This window comes from Amycolatopsis solani (assembly GCF_033441515.1).
Taxonomy (GTDB): domain Bacteria; phylum Actinomycetota; class Actinomycetes; order Mycobacteriales; family Pseudonocardiaceae; genus Amycolatopsis; species Amycolatopsis solani.
Map to the genome: position 1 here is coordinate 110,437 of NZ_JAWQJT010000003.1, position 15,944 is coordinate 126,380.

The 15,944-nt window shown below is 73.0% G+C and carries 10 protein-coding genes; 4 read left to right on the top strand and 6 right to left on the bottom strand.

All coding sequences use genetic code 11. The features are described 5' to 3' along the window. Nucleotides 1-50: 50 nt before the first annotated feature. Genes SD460_RS33725 through SD460_RS33735 form a run of 3 tightly spaced genes read left to right on the top strand, consistent with a single transcriptional unit; the run spans nt 51 to nt 3,550 of the window. Complete coding sequence (locus SD460_RS33725; protein ID WP_318307254.1) at nt 51-410, top strand: ArsR/SmtB family transcription factor; 360 nt, start codon at nt 51-53, stop codon at nt 408-410. A 9-nt stretch (nt 411-419) separates the two neighbouring features. Next, entirely contained in the window at nt 420-1,151 is a 732-nt protein-coding gene (locus SD460_RS33730; protein WP_290054291.1) for an HAD family hydrolase, read from the top strand. Then, nucleotides 1,148-3,550: a glycoside hydrolase family 65 protein gene (locus SD460_RS33735; RefSeq protein ID WP_290054293.1), complete on the top strand. Its 2,403-nt coding sequence runs from the start codon at nt 1,148-1,150 to the stop codon at nt 3,548-3,550. The genes SD460_RS33730 and SD460_RS33735 overlap by 4 nt, the downstream gene beginning before the upstream one ends. Here SD460_RS33735 and SD460_RS33740 read toward each other — a convergent pair. Both SD460_RS33740 and SD460_RS33745 read right to left on the bottom strand, forming a co-directional pair. Continuing rightward, nucleotides 3,531-3,713, bottom strand: a complete 183-nt coding sequence (locus SD460_RS33740) for a hypothetical protein (protein ID WP_290054295.1) — start codon at nt 3,711-3,713, stop codon at nt 3,531-3,533. The genes SD460_RS33735 and SD460_RS33740 overlap by 20 nt on opposite strands. Nucleotides 3,714-3,754: 41 nt before the next feature. Then, nucleotides 3,755-4,696, bottom strand: coding sequence for a Ppx/GppA phosphatase family protein (locus tag SD460_RS33745; RefSeq protein WP_318307255.1), 942 nt, complete (start codon nt 4,694-4,696; stop codon nt 3,755-3,757). Between the two features lie 244 nt (nt 4,697-4,940). Between SD460_RS33745 and SD460_RS33750 the strand changes: the two genes are divergently transcribed. Then, entirely contained in the window at nt 4,941-5,537 is a 597-nt protein-coding gene (locus tag SD460_RS33750; RefSeq protein ID WP_290054298.1) for a class F sortase, read from the top strand. Nucleotides 5,538-5,550: 13 nt separating this feature from the next. Here SD460_RS33750 and SD460_RS33755 read toward each other — a convergent pair whose 3' ends face one another. The 4 genes from SD460_RS33755 to SD460_RS33770 all read right to left on the bottom strand — a co-directional run bounded on the left by SD460_RS33755 (nt 5,551) and on the right by SD460_RS33770 (nt 15,864). Continuing rightward, a complete protein-coding gene (locus SD460_RS33755; protein ID WP_290054300.1) occupies nt 5,551-6,591 on the bottom strand; it encodes an LLM class F420-dependent oxidoreductase in 1,041 nt (346 codons plus the stop codon). Nucleotides 6,592-6,687: 96 nt separating this feature from the next. Then, nucleotides 6,688-7,602 (bottom strand): YhjD/YihY/BrkB family envelope integrity protein, encoded by a 915-nt coding sequence (locus SD460_RS33760; protein ID WP_318307256.1) that lies wholly within the window; start codon nt 7,600-7,602, stop codon nt 6,688-6,690. A gap of 83 nt (nt 7,603-7,685) precedes the next feature. Beyond that, a complete protein-coding gene (gene fahA / locus SD460_RS33765) occupies nt 7,686-8,891 on the bottom strand; it encodes a fumarylacetoacetase (protein WP_290054304.1) in 1,206 nt (401 codons plus the stop codon). Nucleotides 8,892-9,240: 349 nt separating this feature from the next. After that, nucleotides 9,241-15,864, bottom strand: coding sequence for a DUF885 domain-containing protein (locus tag SD460_RS33770; protein ID WP_318307257.1), 6,624 nt, complete (start codon nt 15,862-15,864; stop codon nt 9,241-9,243). Nucleotides 15,865-15,944: the final 80 nt, after the last annotated feature.

Consider the following 15,944-nt stretch of genomic DNA (forward strand, 5'->3'; position numbering starts at 1 on the left):
GACCCAGGCCACCGGTGGTCCGCCCGGGGCGCGGGTGGAATCATCCGGGGGTGAGCACCGACCGCAAGCCGATCGACCCGGAACGCGTCTCCGCGGCGGTCGACGGGCTCGGCGACCGCGCCGTCATCGACGAATGGGCCCGGCGCTTCTCCGTGGTCGCCGACCCGTCGCGGCTGGCGCTGCTGGTCTCCATCCACTACGCCCGCGAGATCAGCGTCACCGACCTCGCCGCCGCCACCGGCATGACCGACACGGCTGTGTCGCAGGCCCTGCGGCTGCTGCGGGCCCACGGCCTCGTCACGCCGCAGCGCACCGGGCGGGTCGTGCGCTACCGGCTCGCCGACGCGACCGTGCACGAACTCATCCACCACGTGCGGCCACACCCCGCACCCGAGGGCGAGGACCGGTAGCGTGCGGGCATGACGGGATTGCCGGAAGCCATCACCGCCTGCCTGTTCGACCTCGACGGAGTGCTGACCGGGACGGCGATTCTCCACCGCGAAGCGTGGAAGCGAACATTCGACGAATTCCTCCGCGCCCGCGACGGCGCCGGCTTCGCCGAGTTCACCGACCACGACTACGCGGCCTTTGTGGACGGCCGCCCGCGCGCCGACGGCGTGCGGGAGTTCCTGCGGTCGCGCCACATCGAGCTGCCCGAGGGCACGCCGGACGACCCGCCGGACGCCCCCACCGTGAACGGCATCGGCAACCGCAAGAACGAGCTGGTCCTGAAGATCATCGAGGAGCGCGGCGTCAGCCCCTACCCCGGCTCGGTGCGCTACCTCGAAGCGGTCAAGGCCGCCGGGCTGCGGATCGCCGTCGTGACGTCCTCGGCCAACGGCGCCAAGGTTCTCGACGCCGCCGGCCTGAGCAAGTACGTCGAGGCCCGCATCGACGGCATCGTCCTGCGCGAGCGGAACCTCAAGGGCAAGCCCGCGCCCGATTCGTTCCTGGCCGGCGCCGAGGCGCTCGGCGTCGAGCCCTCGCACGCGGCCGTCTTCGAGGACGCCCAATCCGGCGTCCAGGCCGGGAAAGCCGGCGGGTTCGGGTACGTGGTGGGCGTGAACCGGGCCGACCAGGCCGCCGAGCTGAAGGCCCACGGGGCCGACATCGTCGTCGACGACCTCGCCGAACTGCTGGAGGACCGATGACCGACGAACCCCGCGGCTACGAGTGCTCCCCGTGGGAGCTGCGCTGGCGCGGCATGGACGTGGACGCCCTGCAGCGCACCGAATCGGCGTTCGCGGTGTCGAACGGGCACATCGGGCTGCGCGGCACCCTCGAGGAGGCCGAGCCGCGCGGGCTGCCCGGCACCTACCTCAACGGGTTCTACGAGCAGCACGAACTCCCCTACGCCGAAGCGGGCTACGGCTACCCCGAAGAGGGCCAGACCGTCGTCAACGTGACCGACGGCAAGATCATCCGGCTGCTCGTCGAGGACGAGCCGCTGGACATGCGTTACGGCACCGCGACCGCGCACGACCGCGTGCTCGACTTCCGCAAGGGCACGCTGAGCCGGTCCACGGAGTGGTCGTCGCCGACCGGGCGGCGGGTCCGCGTGCGCACCGAACGGCTGGTGTCGTTCACCCAGCGCGCGATCGCCGCGATCCGGTACGAGGTCGAGCCGCTCGACGAGGACCTGCAGCTGGTCGTGCAGTCGGACCTGCTGGCCAACGAGCCGATCGAGTCCGACACCAGCGACCCGCGGGTGGCCGCCGCGCTGAACTCGCCGCTGGTCGGCGAGTTCCACCGCGCGTCCGACTACAACGCCGTGCTGGTGCACCAGACCCGCCGGTCGGGGCTGCGGATGGCCGCGGCGATGGACCACAAGATCGAGGTGGACGACGGGATCCGCGCCCGCATCCACTCCGAGGAGGACCTCGCGCGGCTGACCGTCGCGGTCGACGTGCCGAAGGGCGGGCGGCTGCGGATCACCAAGTTCCTCGCCTACGGCTGGTCCGCGCAGCGCTCGGTGCCCGCGCTGCGGTCCCAGGTCGAGGCGGCGCTGGCGGGCGCGCGCCAGACCGGCTGGAAGGGCCTGGTCACCGAGCAGCGCCAGTTCCTCGACGACTTCTGGGCCACCTCCGACATCGAGATCGACGGCGATCCCGAGCTGCAGCAAGCCGTCCGCTTCGCGCTGTTCCACCTCCTGCAGGCCGGGGCGCGCGGCGAAAGCCGCGCGATCGCGGGCAAGGGCCTGACCGGCCCCGGCTACGACGGGCACGCCTTCTGGGACACCGAATCGTTCGTCCTGCCGGTGCTCACCTACACGATGCCGGACGCGGCGCGCGACGCGCTGCGGTGGCGGCATTCCACAATGGACAAAGCGCGGGAACGCGCGCACCAGCTGGGGTTGCGCGGCGCGGCGTTCCCGTGGCGCTCGATCAACGGCGCCGAATGCTCGGCGTACTGGCCGGCCGGCACGGCGGCGTTCCACGTCAGCGCGGACATCGCCGACGCGGTGCTGCGCTACCTCAACGCGACCGGCGACGAGGAGTTCGAGCGCGACTACGGCACCGAGCTGCTGCTGGAAACCGCGCGGCTGTGGGCGTCGCTGGGCCACCACGACCGGCACGGGACGTTCCGCATCGACGGCGTCACCGGGCCGGACGAGTACTCGGCGGTGGCGGACAACAACGTCTACACGAACCTGATGGCGCGCCGGAACCTGCTGGCGGCGGCGGAATCCTGCGAGCGGCACCGGGACGTCGCCGCGCACTTCGGCGTCGACACCGTCGAACTGGACTCGTGGCGCGCGGCCGCGGCGGCGATGTACCTGCCCTACGACGCCGAACTCGGCGTGCACCCGCAGTCGGAGGGGTTCCTCGAGCACGACGAGTGGGACTACGAGAACACCGATCCGGCGCACTACCCGCTGCTGCTGCACTACCCGTACTTCGACCTGTACCGCAAGCAGGTCGTGAAGCAGGCGGACCTGGTGCTGGCGCTGCACCTGTGCGGTGATTCGTTCAGCCTCGAGGAGAAGGCCCGCAACTTCGCCTACTACGAAGCGAGGACCGTGCGGGACTCCTCGCTGTCGGCGGGCACGCAGGCCGTCGTCGCGGCCGAGGTCGGGCACCTGCAGCTGGCCTACGACTACCTCGCCGAAGCCGCGCTGACCGACCTGCACGACGTGCACAACAACGTCCGCAACGGCCTGCACATGGCGTCGCTCGCCGGGGCGTGGCAGGGCGCTGTGGCCGGGTTCGGCGGGCTGCGCGACCACGGCGGGACGCTGGCGTTCTCCCCGCGACTGCCGGAGCAGCTGGGCCGGCTCACCTTCCGCCTGATGTTCCGCGGCACGCGGTTCCAGGTCGAGATCGACCCCGACCAGGTCACCTACCACGTGCTCGACGGCGAGCCGCTGGAAGTGCTGCACCACGGCGAGCGCATCACGCTCACCCCGGAGCCGCAGCGGTTCGCGATCCCGAAGATCGACGCGGGCGACCCGCCGAAGCAGCCCCCGGGCCGCGCTCCGATGCGGCGTGACTCGGAAAAGGTGCGTCAGTACGCGGAACCCAGCAACCCCATTACTCCGGAAGGTCGCTGAGGACGTCCCTCCCGGGCGGGGCCGGAACGTCTTCGGTCCCGCCCGGGTTCACATCCGGGTCGGGCGCGGTCGGCACGTCGTGCGTGAGGCTGCCCGGCGTCGGGAGCTTCGGGAGCTCTTCGTCTTCGTCGTCACGGCCGTGGATGCGCTGCTGTTCGCTCATGGTTTCCGGGATACCCGGTTTTCCCGGTCCCGGCCAGGGGTTCAAGCCGCCTGGGTGCCCGCGGCGGCCTTCGCCTTGTCCTGCAGGGTGAGCAGCAGGCCGTCTCGGGTGGACCACGGGCAGATCGCGACCTTGCCGCCCGAGACCGTCAGCAGCGCCTCCGCCACGATCGCGCCGGCCAGCGCCTGGTGGGCCCGGCTGCGCGAGATGCCCGGCAGCTCGGCCCGCTTCGACGGCGGGAGCGCGGCGAGCCGCGGGATCCACGCGCGCAGGTCGTCGAGCCGCAGTTCCCGGCACTTCCCGGGCCGGGCGCCGGACAGGCGGGCGAGCTGCTGCAGCACCTTCGAGCAGCCGACGACCCGCGGATCGACGACGTCGGCCGCGCCGAGCGTGGTGGTCACGATGTCGAGCGCGTGCGTGCGCAGCGCCTTGACCTGCCTTTTCGACACGCGCTCGGTGGGTAGCCAGTCCCGCGTCATCGACCGGGCGCCCAGCGGCAGCGACCGCGCGAACGAGGCCTGCTGGCCGCAGCCGGCGGCCAGCTCGACGGTGCCGCCGCCGATGTCGAGCACCAGCAGCGGCCCGGCGTCCGCGCCGTACCAGCGCCGGGCGGCCAGGTAGGCGAGCCCGGCCTCGGCCGGCCCGGACAGGAACCGCAGCTCGACGCCGGTTTCGCCGGCCACGTGCTGGACGACCTCGGCGGAGTTGGCCGCGTCGCGGATCGACGACGTCGCGAGCGGGTAGACGCCGCGGACACCGTGGCGGTAGGCCGTGCTCATGCCCGCCGCGACGGCGGCGGTGACGGCAGCCACGCCGCGATCGGTGAGCCGGCCGCGGCCGTCGAGCTCGCGGTCGAGGCGCAGCCGCGTCTGGTGGTTGAGCACCGGCTCTCGCGGGGACCCGTCGACGGGCACCACCACGAGGCGGGCACTGAACGAACCGACGTCCAGCACGCCCACCGCGGGCTCTTCGATTCTTCGCACGACTCGGCGCACCTCACTTCTACCTTGCTGAATATCCCCAGCGGGCCTGGTCGAAACCAGTAATGATGTCGGATCTCACGACGTACCGCCGGGTGATTAACGGGATTACCCCCTCTGGCGGTGCCTTTTTGCCGCGAAGGTCACAGCGCGATAACCCGAACGAGTGAATTGGACACGTTTTGGTAACGCCGAGGGGCGGTGCTGCGATCACCCGGGCATCAGCACCGGTGTGGAGCAGGGAAAAGTGACTGAACGGCCCGAGCGGAGATCCGAGTTCGCCCGGCCGGCCGCGGCCGTGCTCGCGGTCGTGGCCGGGCTCGGGTGCGTGCTGCTGGGCGTGACCACGGTACTCGCCCCGGCCACGACGGTCCCTCCGGGAGCGTCGGCCTCGCTCCCGGGCACCGGCGCCCCGCCGGCGTCGGTGCGGATCCCCGATCTGGGCCTGGAGCGCGACCACGTGATGGCGCTGGGTCACGTCGGCGGCCGCCGCGAGCAGCCGGGAACGGCGCCCGGGGTGGGCTGGTTCGCGGACGGCCCGGTCCCGGGAGCGCCCGGGGTCGCGGTGCTGTCCGGCCATGCCGGCTTCGGCTACTCGGCCGGGGCGTTCGCCCGCCTGTCGACGCTTCGCCCGGGCGCTCCCATCACGATCCGCGACGACGACGGGCGGGAGTACCGCTTCGTCGTCCGGCGCACGACGCTGTTCCCGTCGAACGCGCCGGACAGCACGCTGGTGGCGCCGGAGGGCGCGGGCCCGCAGCTGCGGTTGATCACCAGCGACGGAACGTTCGACGGCGCGGGTTTCAGCGGCGCACGGGTGGCCGTCTACGCGACGCTCGCCTGACGAGGGTTCCGATTCAGCCGATCAGCTCCCGCAGCTGGGACACCGCCGCCACGCGGGCGTCGCGGCCCGGGAGCAGCGGGTTCACCACCAGCGTCGTCACGCCCGCGTCCTTGAAGGCCGCCAGGCGCTCCTTCACGTAGCCCGCCGGGCCGACGAGGGAGATCGCGCGCAGCAGCTCGAGCGGGACCGCCGCCGCCGCTTCCTCCTTCTTGCCGTCGAGGTAGAGGTCCTGGATCAGCTTGGCCTCGGCCTCGTAGCCGTAGCGGCGGGCGAGGTCGTTGTAGAAGTTCTTGCCGCGCGCGCCCATGCCGCCGATGTAGAGCGCCAGGATCGGGCGCAGGTGGTCGAGCAGCGGCTCGACGTCGTCGCCGATGGCCAGTGCCACCGTCGCGAACGTGTCCAGCTCGCCCAGCTCCGGCGCGCGCTTCGCCTTGCCCTCGGCCAGCGCCGCGCCCCAGGCGTCGGCCGCCTTCTCGGGGTGGAAGAAGATCGGCTGCCAGCCTTCGGCGATCTCCGCGGTGAGCGCGACGTTCTTCGGCCCGAGCGACGCCAGCAGCACCGGGATGCGCTCGCGCACGGGGTGGTTGATCAGCTTCAGCGGCTTGCCGAGCCCGGTGCCCTGCTCCGGCGGCAGCGGGATCGTGTAGTGCTTGCCCTCGTGCACCACGCGTTCACGGCGCCACACCTGACGGCAGACCTCGACGATCTCGCGGGTGCGGCCCAGCGGCGCGTCGTACTTCACGCCGTGGAAACCCTCGATGACCTGCGGCCCGGACGCCCCGAGCCCCAGGATGAACCGCCCATCGGACACGAAGTCGAGCCCGGCCGCGGTCATCGCGGTGAGCGTCGGCGTGCGCGTGTAGATCTGGAAGATCCCGGACGCGAGCTGCACCCGCTCGGTCTTGGCCGCGAGGTACCCGAGCTGGCTGACGGCGTCGAACGAATACGCCTCCGGCACGAAGGCGACGTCGAGGCCCACCTTCTCCAGTTCGACGATGTCCGCGACGCTGTCGGCGAAGCCTCCGGCGTAGTTGATCGCGGTCCCGATCCGCATGTCCACCTCCGTTGCTGAGCAAGCGCTTAGCCGGATCCTAAGGGGAACGGGCGTTTCGCGTGCGGGCGATGTGCGCCCCGCCACTCGACCGCGGAGTCAGCGGCCCGACAGGGTGCGGACCACCAGTTCCGCCGATGCGCCCGCGCCCAGGGTCGTGCCCGCGTAGCGGACGTCCGCCGCCAGCGTGCCCGTCGGCTCGGCGCGGACCGTCAGCCAGACCGTGACCATCAGGAGCCAGCGGACGATCAGGTAGCCGAACAGCAGCAGGCCGACCAGGGTGCCGAAGGCCGCGACCGCTGGGGAGCGGCCCAGCAGGTGCAGGTACAGGCCGCCGGCCTGCTGGATCGCGCCGAGGCCGACCGCGGCGGCGCCGGCCGGGCGGAGGGTTGTGCGCAGGGGCAGGGGGCGGCGGGGGAGGCGGGCCAGGCACCAGGTGATGACCAGCCAGTTCGCCGCCAGGCCGAGCAGCAGGGAGCCCGCGACCAGCACGAAGTGCGCGAACCCGCCGTCGAGGCCAGCCAGCCGGAGCAGGCCCGCGCCCGCCGCGCCGGTCAGTGAGGCCAGGCCGAACGAGACCGCCGCCGCGAGGCCGATGCCGATGAGCACCAGGACGTCGGTGACGATGCCGCGCAGCAGTGGGCGCGGGGTGCGTTCCTGGCCGAGCATCGCGGTGACGGCGTCGCGGACGTTGCTGATCCAGCTCCAGCCCGAGTACGCGGCGACGGCGAGCGCGAGCAGCCCGATCCGGCCGCGCTCGCCGACGACGGTGTGCACGACGTTCGTGGCCTGGCCCGCGAGTTCGGGCGGCAGCGAGCCGTCGATGACGCGGTCGAGTTCGGCGCCGAGGATCCGGTCGCCGGCCAGCACGAACCCGGCCACCGAGACCGCGACCATGATCAGCGGGACCAGCGCGAGCAGGCTGAAGAACGTCACCGCGGCGGCGTAGTGGTCGCCGTCGCGCTCCCGGTACCGGGCCAGCGTCGCCCCGGCTCGCCGGAATCCCCTCTTCACCGCTCCACGCACCACCACACCGACCCTCTCATCCGCACGTGTCCTCCGCAGTCCGGACACGGCGGGCGCCGGATCGTCACGCGCTAGCCGGGCACCACCGTGCCCCGCACGTCGCCGAACCCGATCCGCGTGCCGCCGGGACCGGGCGCGGTCGCGCTGATCACCACTTCGTCGCCGTCCTCCAGGAACGCGCGGGTCTGACCGCCGGGCAGCGCCACCGGTTCCCGCCCGCCCCAGGACAGCTCGAGGAACGAGCCGCGCTGGTCGCGCTCCGGGCCGGTCACCGTGCCCGACGCGTACAGGTCGCCGGTGCGCAGGTGCGCGCCGTTGACGGTCATGTGCGCCAGCTGCTGCGGAGCCGTCCAGTAGTGCGAAGCGAACGGCGGGCTCGACACCAGGTGGCCGTTGAGCCGGATCTCCAGCGCCAGGTCGAGGCCCCACTTCTCGCTGGTGCGCAGGTACTCGAACGGCTCCGGGTCCTGCGGCGGGCCGTCGACGCGCGCGTGCTCGAGCGCGGCCAGCGGGACGATCCACGGCGACACCGACGTCGCGAACGACTTGCCGAGGAACGGGCCCAGCGGCTCGTACTCCCAAGCCTGGATGTCGCGCGCCGACCAGTCGTTGACCAGGCAGACGCCGAACACGTGGTCCGCGAAGTCCGTTGTGGACACCGGCGTGCCCGGCGTGGACGGGACGCCGACGACGAACCCGACCTCCGCCTCGATGTCCAGCCGCTGCGACGGCCCGAACGAGGGCGCGTCGGCGTTGCGCGGCTTGCGCTGCCCGTGCGGCCGGATCACCGGCGTGCCGGACGCCACGACGGTGCCGGCCCGGCCGTGGTAAGCGATCGGCAGGTGCTTCCAGTTCGGCGGCAGCTCGGTGACGTCGGGCCGGAAGATCCGGGTGGCGTTGAGGGCGTGCTGTTCGCTGGAGTAGAAGTCGACGTAGTCGGCGACCTCGAACGCCAGGTGGGTGGTCACCTCGTTCAGCGGCACGAGGTGCGGCCGGAGCTGGTCGGCGTACCGGGGTTCGGTCAGCCACTCCCGGACGCTCTCGCGAACCTCCCGCCAGGTACCCGGCCCGGCGGCCAGCACCGGGTTGAGCACCCCGCCGGTGAGCAGCGGCGCGAACGACGCCGCCGTCTCGGCGGCCGCGGCGGTCAGGTCGAGGACCTGCTCGCCGACGGGCACGCCGATCCGGCGCTCGGGCGCGCCGGCCACCGAGAACACGCCGTAGGGCAGGTTGTCCAGGCCGAACGGCGTGTCGTCGGCGAGCTCGAGCCAGGTCACGGTCGCTCCTCGATGCGGACAGTCCGCGCGGCCGGGCGGCCGGGCGTCGGGTGGTGGGAACGGGGTGCGGCACCTGAGCGGGGTACGGCACCCGGGCGCGGTCCGGCACCTGAGCGGGGTACGGCACTCGGGCGGGGTTCGGCACTCGCGCAGGGCGCGGCACCCGGACGGGGTGCGGTGCCCGGGCGAGGAGGGGCGCCGGGGGCGCCCGGCACCGCTGTCACGCCCGGCGAGGAGGGCGCCCCGCCGCAAGTGGCGGGCCCCACCTGCGCAAGCGTGGCCCGCGCCGGTACGTGGGTGGCGGCGGCCGGCACCGCCGCCCGTCGGTTTGCGGGGTGCGGGGGTGTGCTCACTCGCCGCCTTCCGTGCCTCGCGTCGCCACCCAGTCGGCCACCACCGTTGCCAGGACCGGCAGGGGCAGGGTTCCGCTGCCCAGGACCGTGTCGTGGAACTCGCGGATGTCGAAGCGGTCGCCCAGTGCCTGCTCCGCTTCGGTGCGCAGGCGCTCGATCTCCAGGCGGCCCACCATGTAGCTGAGGGCCTGGCCCGGGTGACCGGCGTAGCGGTCGATCTCCGCTTCGATCTCGATCGGTGCCATCGGGGTGTTGTCCCGCAGGAAGTCCACCGCGCGCTGACGGCTCCAGCCCAGTGCGTGCAGGCCCGTGTCCACCACCAGGCGGGCCGCGCGCATCGAATCCTGGGTCAGGAGGCCGAAGCGCGAGACGTCGTCGGAGTACAGGCCCATCTCGTCGGCCAGGCGCTCGGCGTACAGGCCCCAGCCTTCGACGTAGGCGTTGAAGATGCAGATCCGCCGCAGCAGCGGCACCCCGGTCAGCTGCTGTGCGAGCGTCAGCTGGAAGTGGTGCCCCGGCACGGCTTCGTGGAACGCGACCGACTCGCTCAGCGTCCGCTGCCGCTGGTCCGCCTCGTTCGTGTTGGCGTAGTAGGTGCCCGGGCGCGAGCCGTCCAGTGACGGGTCGATGTAGTACGCGATCGAGCCGCTTTCGGCCTCGGCCGGGGGTACCGGCGCGACCTCGCAGCGCTGCTCCGGGACGCGCAGGAACCATTGCGGCGCCACGGCTTCCGCACGGGCGATCGTCTGCCGGGCCGACTCCAGCAGCTCCTCCCCGTCGCGCCAGCGCAACGCCGGGTCGGTGCGGATCCGCTCGAAGATCTCGGCGAGTTCGGTGGTGCCGAACACCTTCTCGCCCAGCTCGCGGTACTCCCCCGCCAGCCGGTCGATGATCGCCAGCCCGGTTTCGTGCAGCTCCTGCGCCGTGCGCTCGGTCGTCGTCTCCGCGCGGATCAGGGCGGCGTACCGCTCCGGGCCGCCCGGGAGGTCGCCGAGGCCCGGGGACGTCTCCGGCCGCGCGACCGGGACGACCTCGCCGGTCAGAAAGTCGCGGTACCGCGTGTACGCGGGACGCACCACTTCGGCGAGCAAGCGGTCACGCTCGGCCTCGAGCCCGTGGACCGGGACCTTCAGCGGGTCGTCGTCCGGGGCGCCGAGGTAGCGCTCGACGTACCCGATGCCGATGCGCGCCAGGAACTCCGGCGGCGTCAGGCCCTCGGCGAGCGCCGCCCGCTGCCGCTCGATCAGCTGGTCCAGGTACGTGCCGATGGCCTCGAGCCGGCTCAGGTAGCCGCGGGCCTTGGGCTCGTCGTCGAGCACCGTCTGCGGCAGCTCCACCAGCAGCATCAGCGCCGGGGCGGCCAGGCCGTCGCTCACCGCGATGTCCGCCCGGCCGGAGGCGAGCAGATCGAGTTCGGTGCGTGCCTGCCAGATCACCACGTCGCGGGTGACGCGGTCGGCCGGGGCCAGCGCCGCCGCGTCGAGCGCTTCGGCCCGCGCGACGATCCCGGCGAGCCCGGCGCGGTACCGCTCGGCCGCCTCGGCGGTCTGGTCGGCGAGCTTGTCGTGCGCGCCCGGCAGGCCGTAGAGCGACGGGATCAGCGGCTGCGCCTCGAACATCAGCGCCACGCACTCGTCGGCGAGCCGGTCGGGCGTGTCCGCGTACCCGGCCACCCAGTCCGCGACGACGCCGGCCAGCACCGGCAGCGGGAGCGTGCCGCTGCCGAGCACGACGTCGTGGAACTCGCGGATGTCGAACCGCTCCCCCAGCGCCTGCTCGGCTTCGGCCCGCAGCCGCTGGATCTCCAGGCGCCCCACCATGTACCCGAGGGCCTGGGCCGGGTTGGCGGCGTACCGGTCGATCTCCGCTTCGATCTCCAGCCGCGCCATCGGCGTGTGCTCGACGAGGTAGTCGACCGCCTGCTGCCGGCTCCACCCGAGCGCGTGCAGCCCGGTGTCGACCACCAGCCGGCCGGCCCGCATCGAGTCCTGCGTCAGCATGCCCAGCCGCGAGACGTCGTCGGAGTACAGGCCCATCTCGTCGGCCAGCCGCTCGGCGTAGAGCCCCCAGCCCTCGGCGTACGCGTTCACGTGCGCGATCCGGCGCAGCAGCGGCACGCCGGTGAGGCCCTGCGCGAGGCACTGCTGGAAGTGGTGCCCCGGCACGGCTTCGTGGAACGCGACCGCCTCGCTGGTGAACCGCGGCCGCTTCTCGGCCTCGTGGGTGTTCGCGTAGTAGACACCCGGGCGCGTCCCGTCGAGCGACGGCTGGAGGTAATACGCGATCGTGCCGCTGGTCGCCTCCGCTTCGGGCACCGGCGCGACCTCGCACTCCTGCTCGGGAATCCGCGAGAACCATTGCGGCGCAACGGCTTCCGCCCGCGTGATGGCGGCCCGGGCGCCGGCCAGCAGCTCCTCGCCGTCACGCCAGCGCAGCGCCGGATCGGTGCGGATCCGGTCGAAGATCTCGCTGAGCTCGGTGGTGCCGAAGATCTTCGCGCCCAGCTCGCGGTACTCCCCCGCGAGCTTTTCGATCAGCACCAGGCCGGTCTCGTGCAGCTCTTGCGCGGTGCGCTCGGTGGTCGTTTCGACGCGGATCAGCGCCGCGTACCGCTCCGGGCCGCCCGGCAGGTCGCCGATGCCCGGGGACGTCTCCGGCCGCGCGACCGGCGCGACCTCGCCGGCCAGGAACGCGCGGTAGCGCTGGTACGCCGGGTGCACGACGTCGGCGAGCAGCCGGTCGCGCTCGGCCTCGAAGCCTTCGAGCGCGTACGGCGGTGTGACCCGCAGCGGGTCGCTCTCCGGCGCGGCGAGGTAGCGGTCCACGTAGCCGATGCCGATGCGCACCAGGAACTCCGCCGGCACCAGCCCTTCGGCCACGGCGGCGCGCTGCCGGGTGATCAGGGCGTCGAGGTAGTCGCCGACGCCGGCGAGCCGGCTCAGGTAGCCGCGGACCTTCGGTTCGTCGTCCAGCACCGTCTGCGGCAGGTAGAGCAGCAGCTGCAGCGCGGGCGCGCCGAGGCCGTCGCTGACCGCGATGTCGCCGCGGCGCGAGTCGATCTCGTCGATTTCGGTGCGGGCCTGGGAAAGCACGACCTCGCGGGTGACCCGCTCGGCGGCCGGCAGCCCCGCCGGGTCGAGCGCCTCGGCCCGGGCGGCGATCGCCGCGTACCCGGCCCGGAAGCGGTCTTCGGCGGCCGGGTCCGGCAGCTTGCCGTGGTCGCCGGGCAGCCCGAACACCGACGGGTAGAGCGGCTGCCGCTCGAAGTTGAGCGCCACCAGCTCGTCGGCCAGCCGATCGGGCGTGTTGCCCTGCCCGGCCACCCAGTCGGTGACCACCTTGGCCAGCGCGGACAGCGGCAGCATGCCGTGGCCCAGCACGACGTCGTGGAAGCCGCAGATGTCGAACCGCTCCCCCAGCGCCTCCTCGGCTTCCGCCCGCAGGCGCTGGATCTCCAGGCGCCCCACCATGTACCCGAGCGCCTGCGCCGGCCAGGCGACGTACCGGTCGATCTCCGCCTCGATTTCCAGCTGCGCCATCGGCGTGTGCTCGACCAGGAAGTCAATCGCCTGCTGCCGGCTCCAGCCCAGCGCGTGCAGGCCGGTGTCGACGACCAGCCGGCCGGCCCGCATCGAGTCCTGCGTCAGCATTCCGAAGCGCGAGACGTCGTCGGAGTACAGGCCCATCTCGTCGGCCAGCCGCTCGGCGTAGAGCCCCCAGCCCTCGGCGTAGGCGTTGAACATGCCGACCCGCCGCAGCAGCGGCAGGTCACGCAGTTCCTGGGCCAGGCTGAGCTGGAAGTGGTGGCCCGGCACAGCTTCGTGGAACGCGATGGCCTCGCTGGTGAACCGCGGCCGCTTGTCCGCTTCGTGGGTGTTCGCGTAGTAGGTGCCCGGCCGCGTGCCGTCGAGCGACGGCGGGAGGTAGTACGCGATCGTGCCGCTCGCCGCGTCGGCCTCGGGGACCGGCGCGACCTCGCACTTTTCCGACGGCAGGTGCGAGAACCACCGCGGGGCGACGGCTTCCGCACGGGCGATCGCGTCCCGCGCCGCGGCCAGCAGCTCGTCGCCGTCGCGCCAGCGCAGGGCGGGATCGGTGCGCAGCCGTTCGAAGATCTCGGCGAGGTCGGTGGTGCCGAACACCTTCTCGCCGAGTTCGCGGTACTCGGCCCCGAGCTTTTCGATCAGCGCCAGCCCGGTCTCGTGCAGTTCCTGCGCGGTGCGCTCGGTGGTCGTCTCCGCGCGGATCAGCGCGGCGTACCGCTCCGGCCCGCCCGGGACGTGCCCGATCCCGGGCGCGGTGTCGGGCCGCCCGGCGGGCTCGACCTCCGCGCGCAGGAAGTCGCGGTAGCGCGCGTACGCCGGGTGGACGACCTCCGCGAGCAACCGGTCGCGCTCGGCTTCGAAGCCTTCGACGGCCGCGGTCGTGCCCACCTTGAGCGGATCCCGCTCCGGCGCGGCGAGGTAGCGGTCCAGGTACTCGGCGCCGACGCGCGCGAGGTACGCGGGCGGCACGAGCCCGTCGGCGAGGCTCTCGCGCTGCCGCTCGGCCAGCGTCTCCAGGAACGACTCGATCCCGGCGAGCCGGGCCAGGTAGCCGCGTGCCTTCTTCTCGTCGTCCAGCTTGTAGTACGGCAGGTACATCAGCAGTTCGAGCGCGGGCGCGGTGAGCCCGTCGCTGACCGCGATGTCGGTCGTGCGCGCGCCCAGCCTGTCGGCCTCGACCTCGGCGGCGGCGATGACGACCTCGCGCGTGACGGCTTCTTCCGCGGACAGGCCGTCGGACGGCAGCGCCCGCGCGCGGGCCGCGAGCCCGGTGTAGGAGGCCCGGAAGCGGTCCTTCGCGGCGCGGCTCTGGTCGGCGAGGCGGTCGTGGCCGCCGGGCAGCCCGAGTACCGACGGGCTCAGTGGCTCCTGCTCGAACTGCAGCTCGACGAGCTCGCCCGCCAGTCCGCCGACGGTGTCGCCGTGCCCGGCCACCCACTCGTCGACGACCGAGGCGAGCACCGACAGCGGCAGCGGGCCGCCGGCCAGGACGAGGTCGTGGAACGCCCGGACGTCGAACCGCGAGCCGAGCCGTTCGGTGGCGCGAGTGCGGTTCCGCTGGATCTCCAGCCGCCCCACCATGTACGACAGCGCCTGGCCCGGCCAAGCGATGTAGCGGTCGACCTCGGACTCGATCTCGGGGCGCGCCTCCGGCGTGTGCGCCAGCAGGTAGTCGACGGCCTGCTGCCGGCTCCAGCCCAGCGCGTGCAGCCCGGTGTCGACGACCAGCCGTCCCGCCCGCAGCGAGTCGCCGGCCAGCATGCCGAGCCGGGCGATGTCGTCGGAGTAGAGCCCCATCTCCTCCGCGAGGCGCTCGCTGTAGAGCCCCCAGCCCTCGATGTAGGCGGTGAAGCCGCCGATGCGGCGCAGCAGCGGCAGCTCGGTGAGCCCTTGGGCGATGCTGAGCTGGAAGTGGTGCCCCGGCACGGCTTCGTGGAACGCGGTCGTCTCGGCCATGTGCCGGAGCCGCTCGGTGGCCTCGTGGGTGTTCGCGAAGTAGATGCCGGGCCGGGAGCCGTCGGTGGCCGGGCGCAGGTAGTACGCCGCGGGCGCGCCGGGCGCGACCTCCGCCGGGACCGCTTCGACCGTGCACTGCTGTTCGGGGATGCGGCCGAACCACTTCGGCGCTTCGGCGGCCGCCCGCGCGACGGCCGTGCGGGCGGTGTCCAGCAGGTCGTCGGCGCTGCCCCAGCGCAGCGCCGGGTCGGTGCGCAGGCGCTCGAAGATCTCGCCGAGGTCGTCGGTGCCGAACACCCGCTGCCCCAGCTCGCGGTACTCGGCGGCGAGCGAGTCGATGACGTCGAGCCCGATCCGGTGCAGTTCCTCGGGCGTGTGCTGCGTGGTCGTGTGCATCCGCGCCAGGCGCCCGTACGTCTCGTCGCCACCCGGCAGCCACGACAGGCCGGGCCGGTCTTCGGGCCGCCCGTGCGGCTTCACCTCGTCGGCCAGGAACGCGCGGTACTCCGCGAAGGCCGGGCGCACGACGTCGGCGAGCAGCTCGTCCCGCCGTCGCTCGAAGTCCTCGTCCGGCGCCGGCTGGCGGCGCAGCGGGTCGGTCGCCGGGTCGGCGAGGTAGCGGTCGAGGTGGGCGACCGCGGCGTCGACCAGGTGGGCCACCGGGACCAGGCCGTCGGCGATGCCCTCGGCGTGCCGCCGGGCGGACTGGCGGAGGAACTCCGGGATGGCGGCGAGCCGCCCGAGCTGCGCCTCCGCGGCCTCGCCCGCGGTCACGGTCGTCATCGGCAGCACCATCAGCAGCCCGGCCGCGGGCCCGATGGAGAGGTCGGTGACGGTGAACTCGGCCATCCGGCTGTCGGCCGACGCGATGCGGTTTTCGGCCGTGGCGATCAGCACCTCGCGGGTGACCCGGTCTTCGGCCGAGAGGCCGTCGCCGTCGATCGCGCGGGCGCGCTCCAGGAACTCCGCGAGCCGCGCCCGGAACGCGCGCTCGGCCTCGGCGGACTGGTCCGGCAGACCGGGTTCCGCCGGGCGGATGCCCAGGAGCGCGGGCATCAGCGGATCGGCGGCGAACAGCGCTTCGACGAACTCGTCGGCGAGTTCGGTGACCGCGGTCATGGGCAGGACCCCCAGTTTCGTTCGGTGTCTCGCCGGTGACCCTAACGGAGAGCACCGACAAGAACGCGGCGCATTTCGCC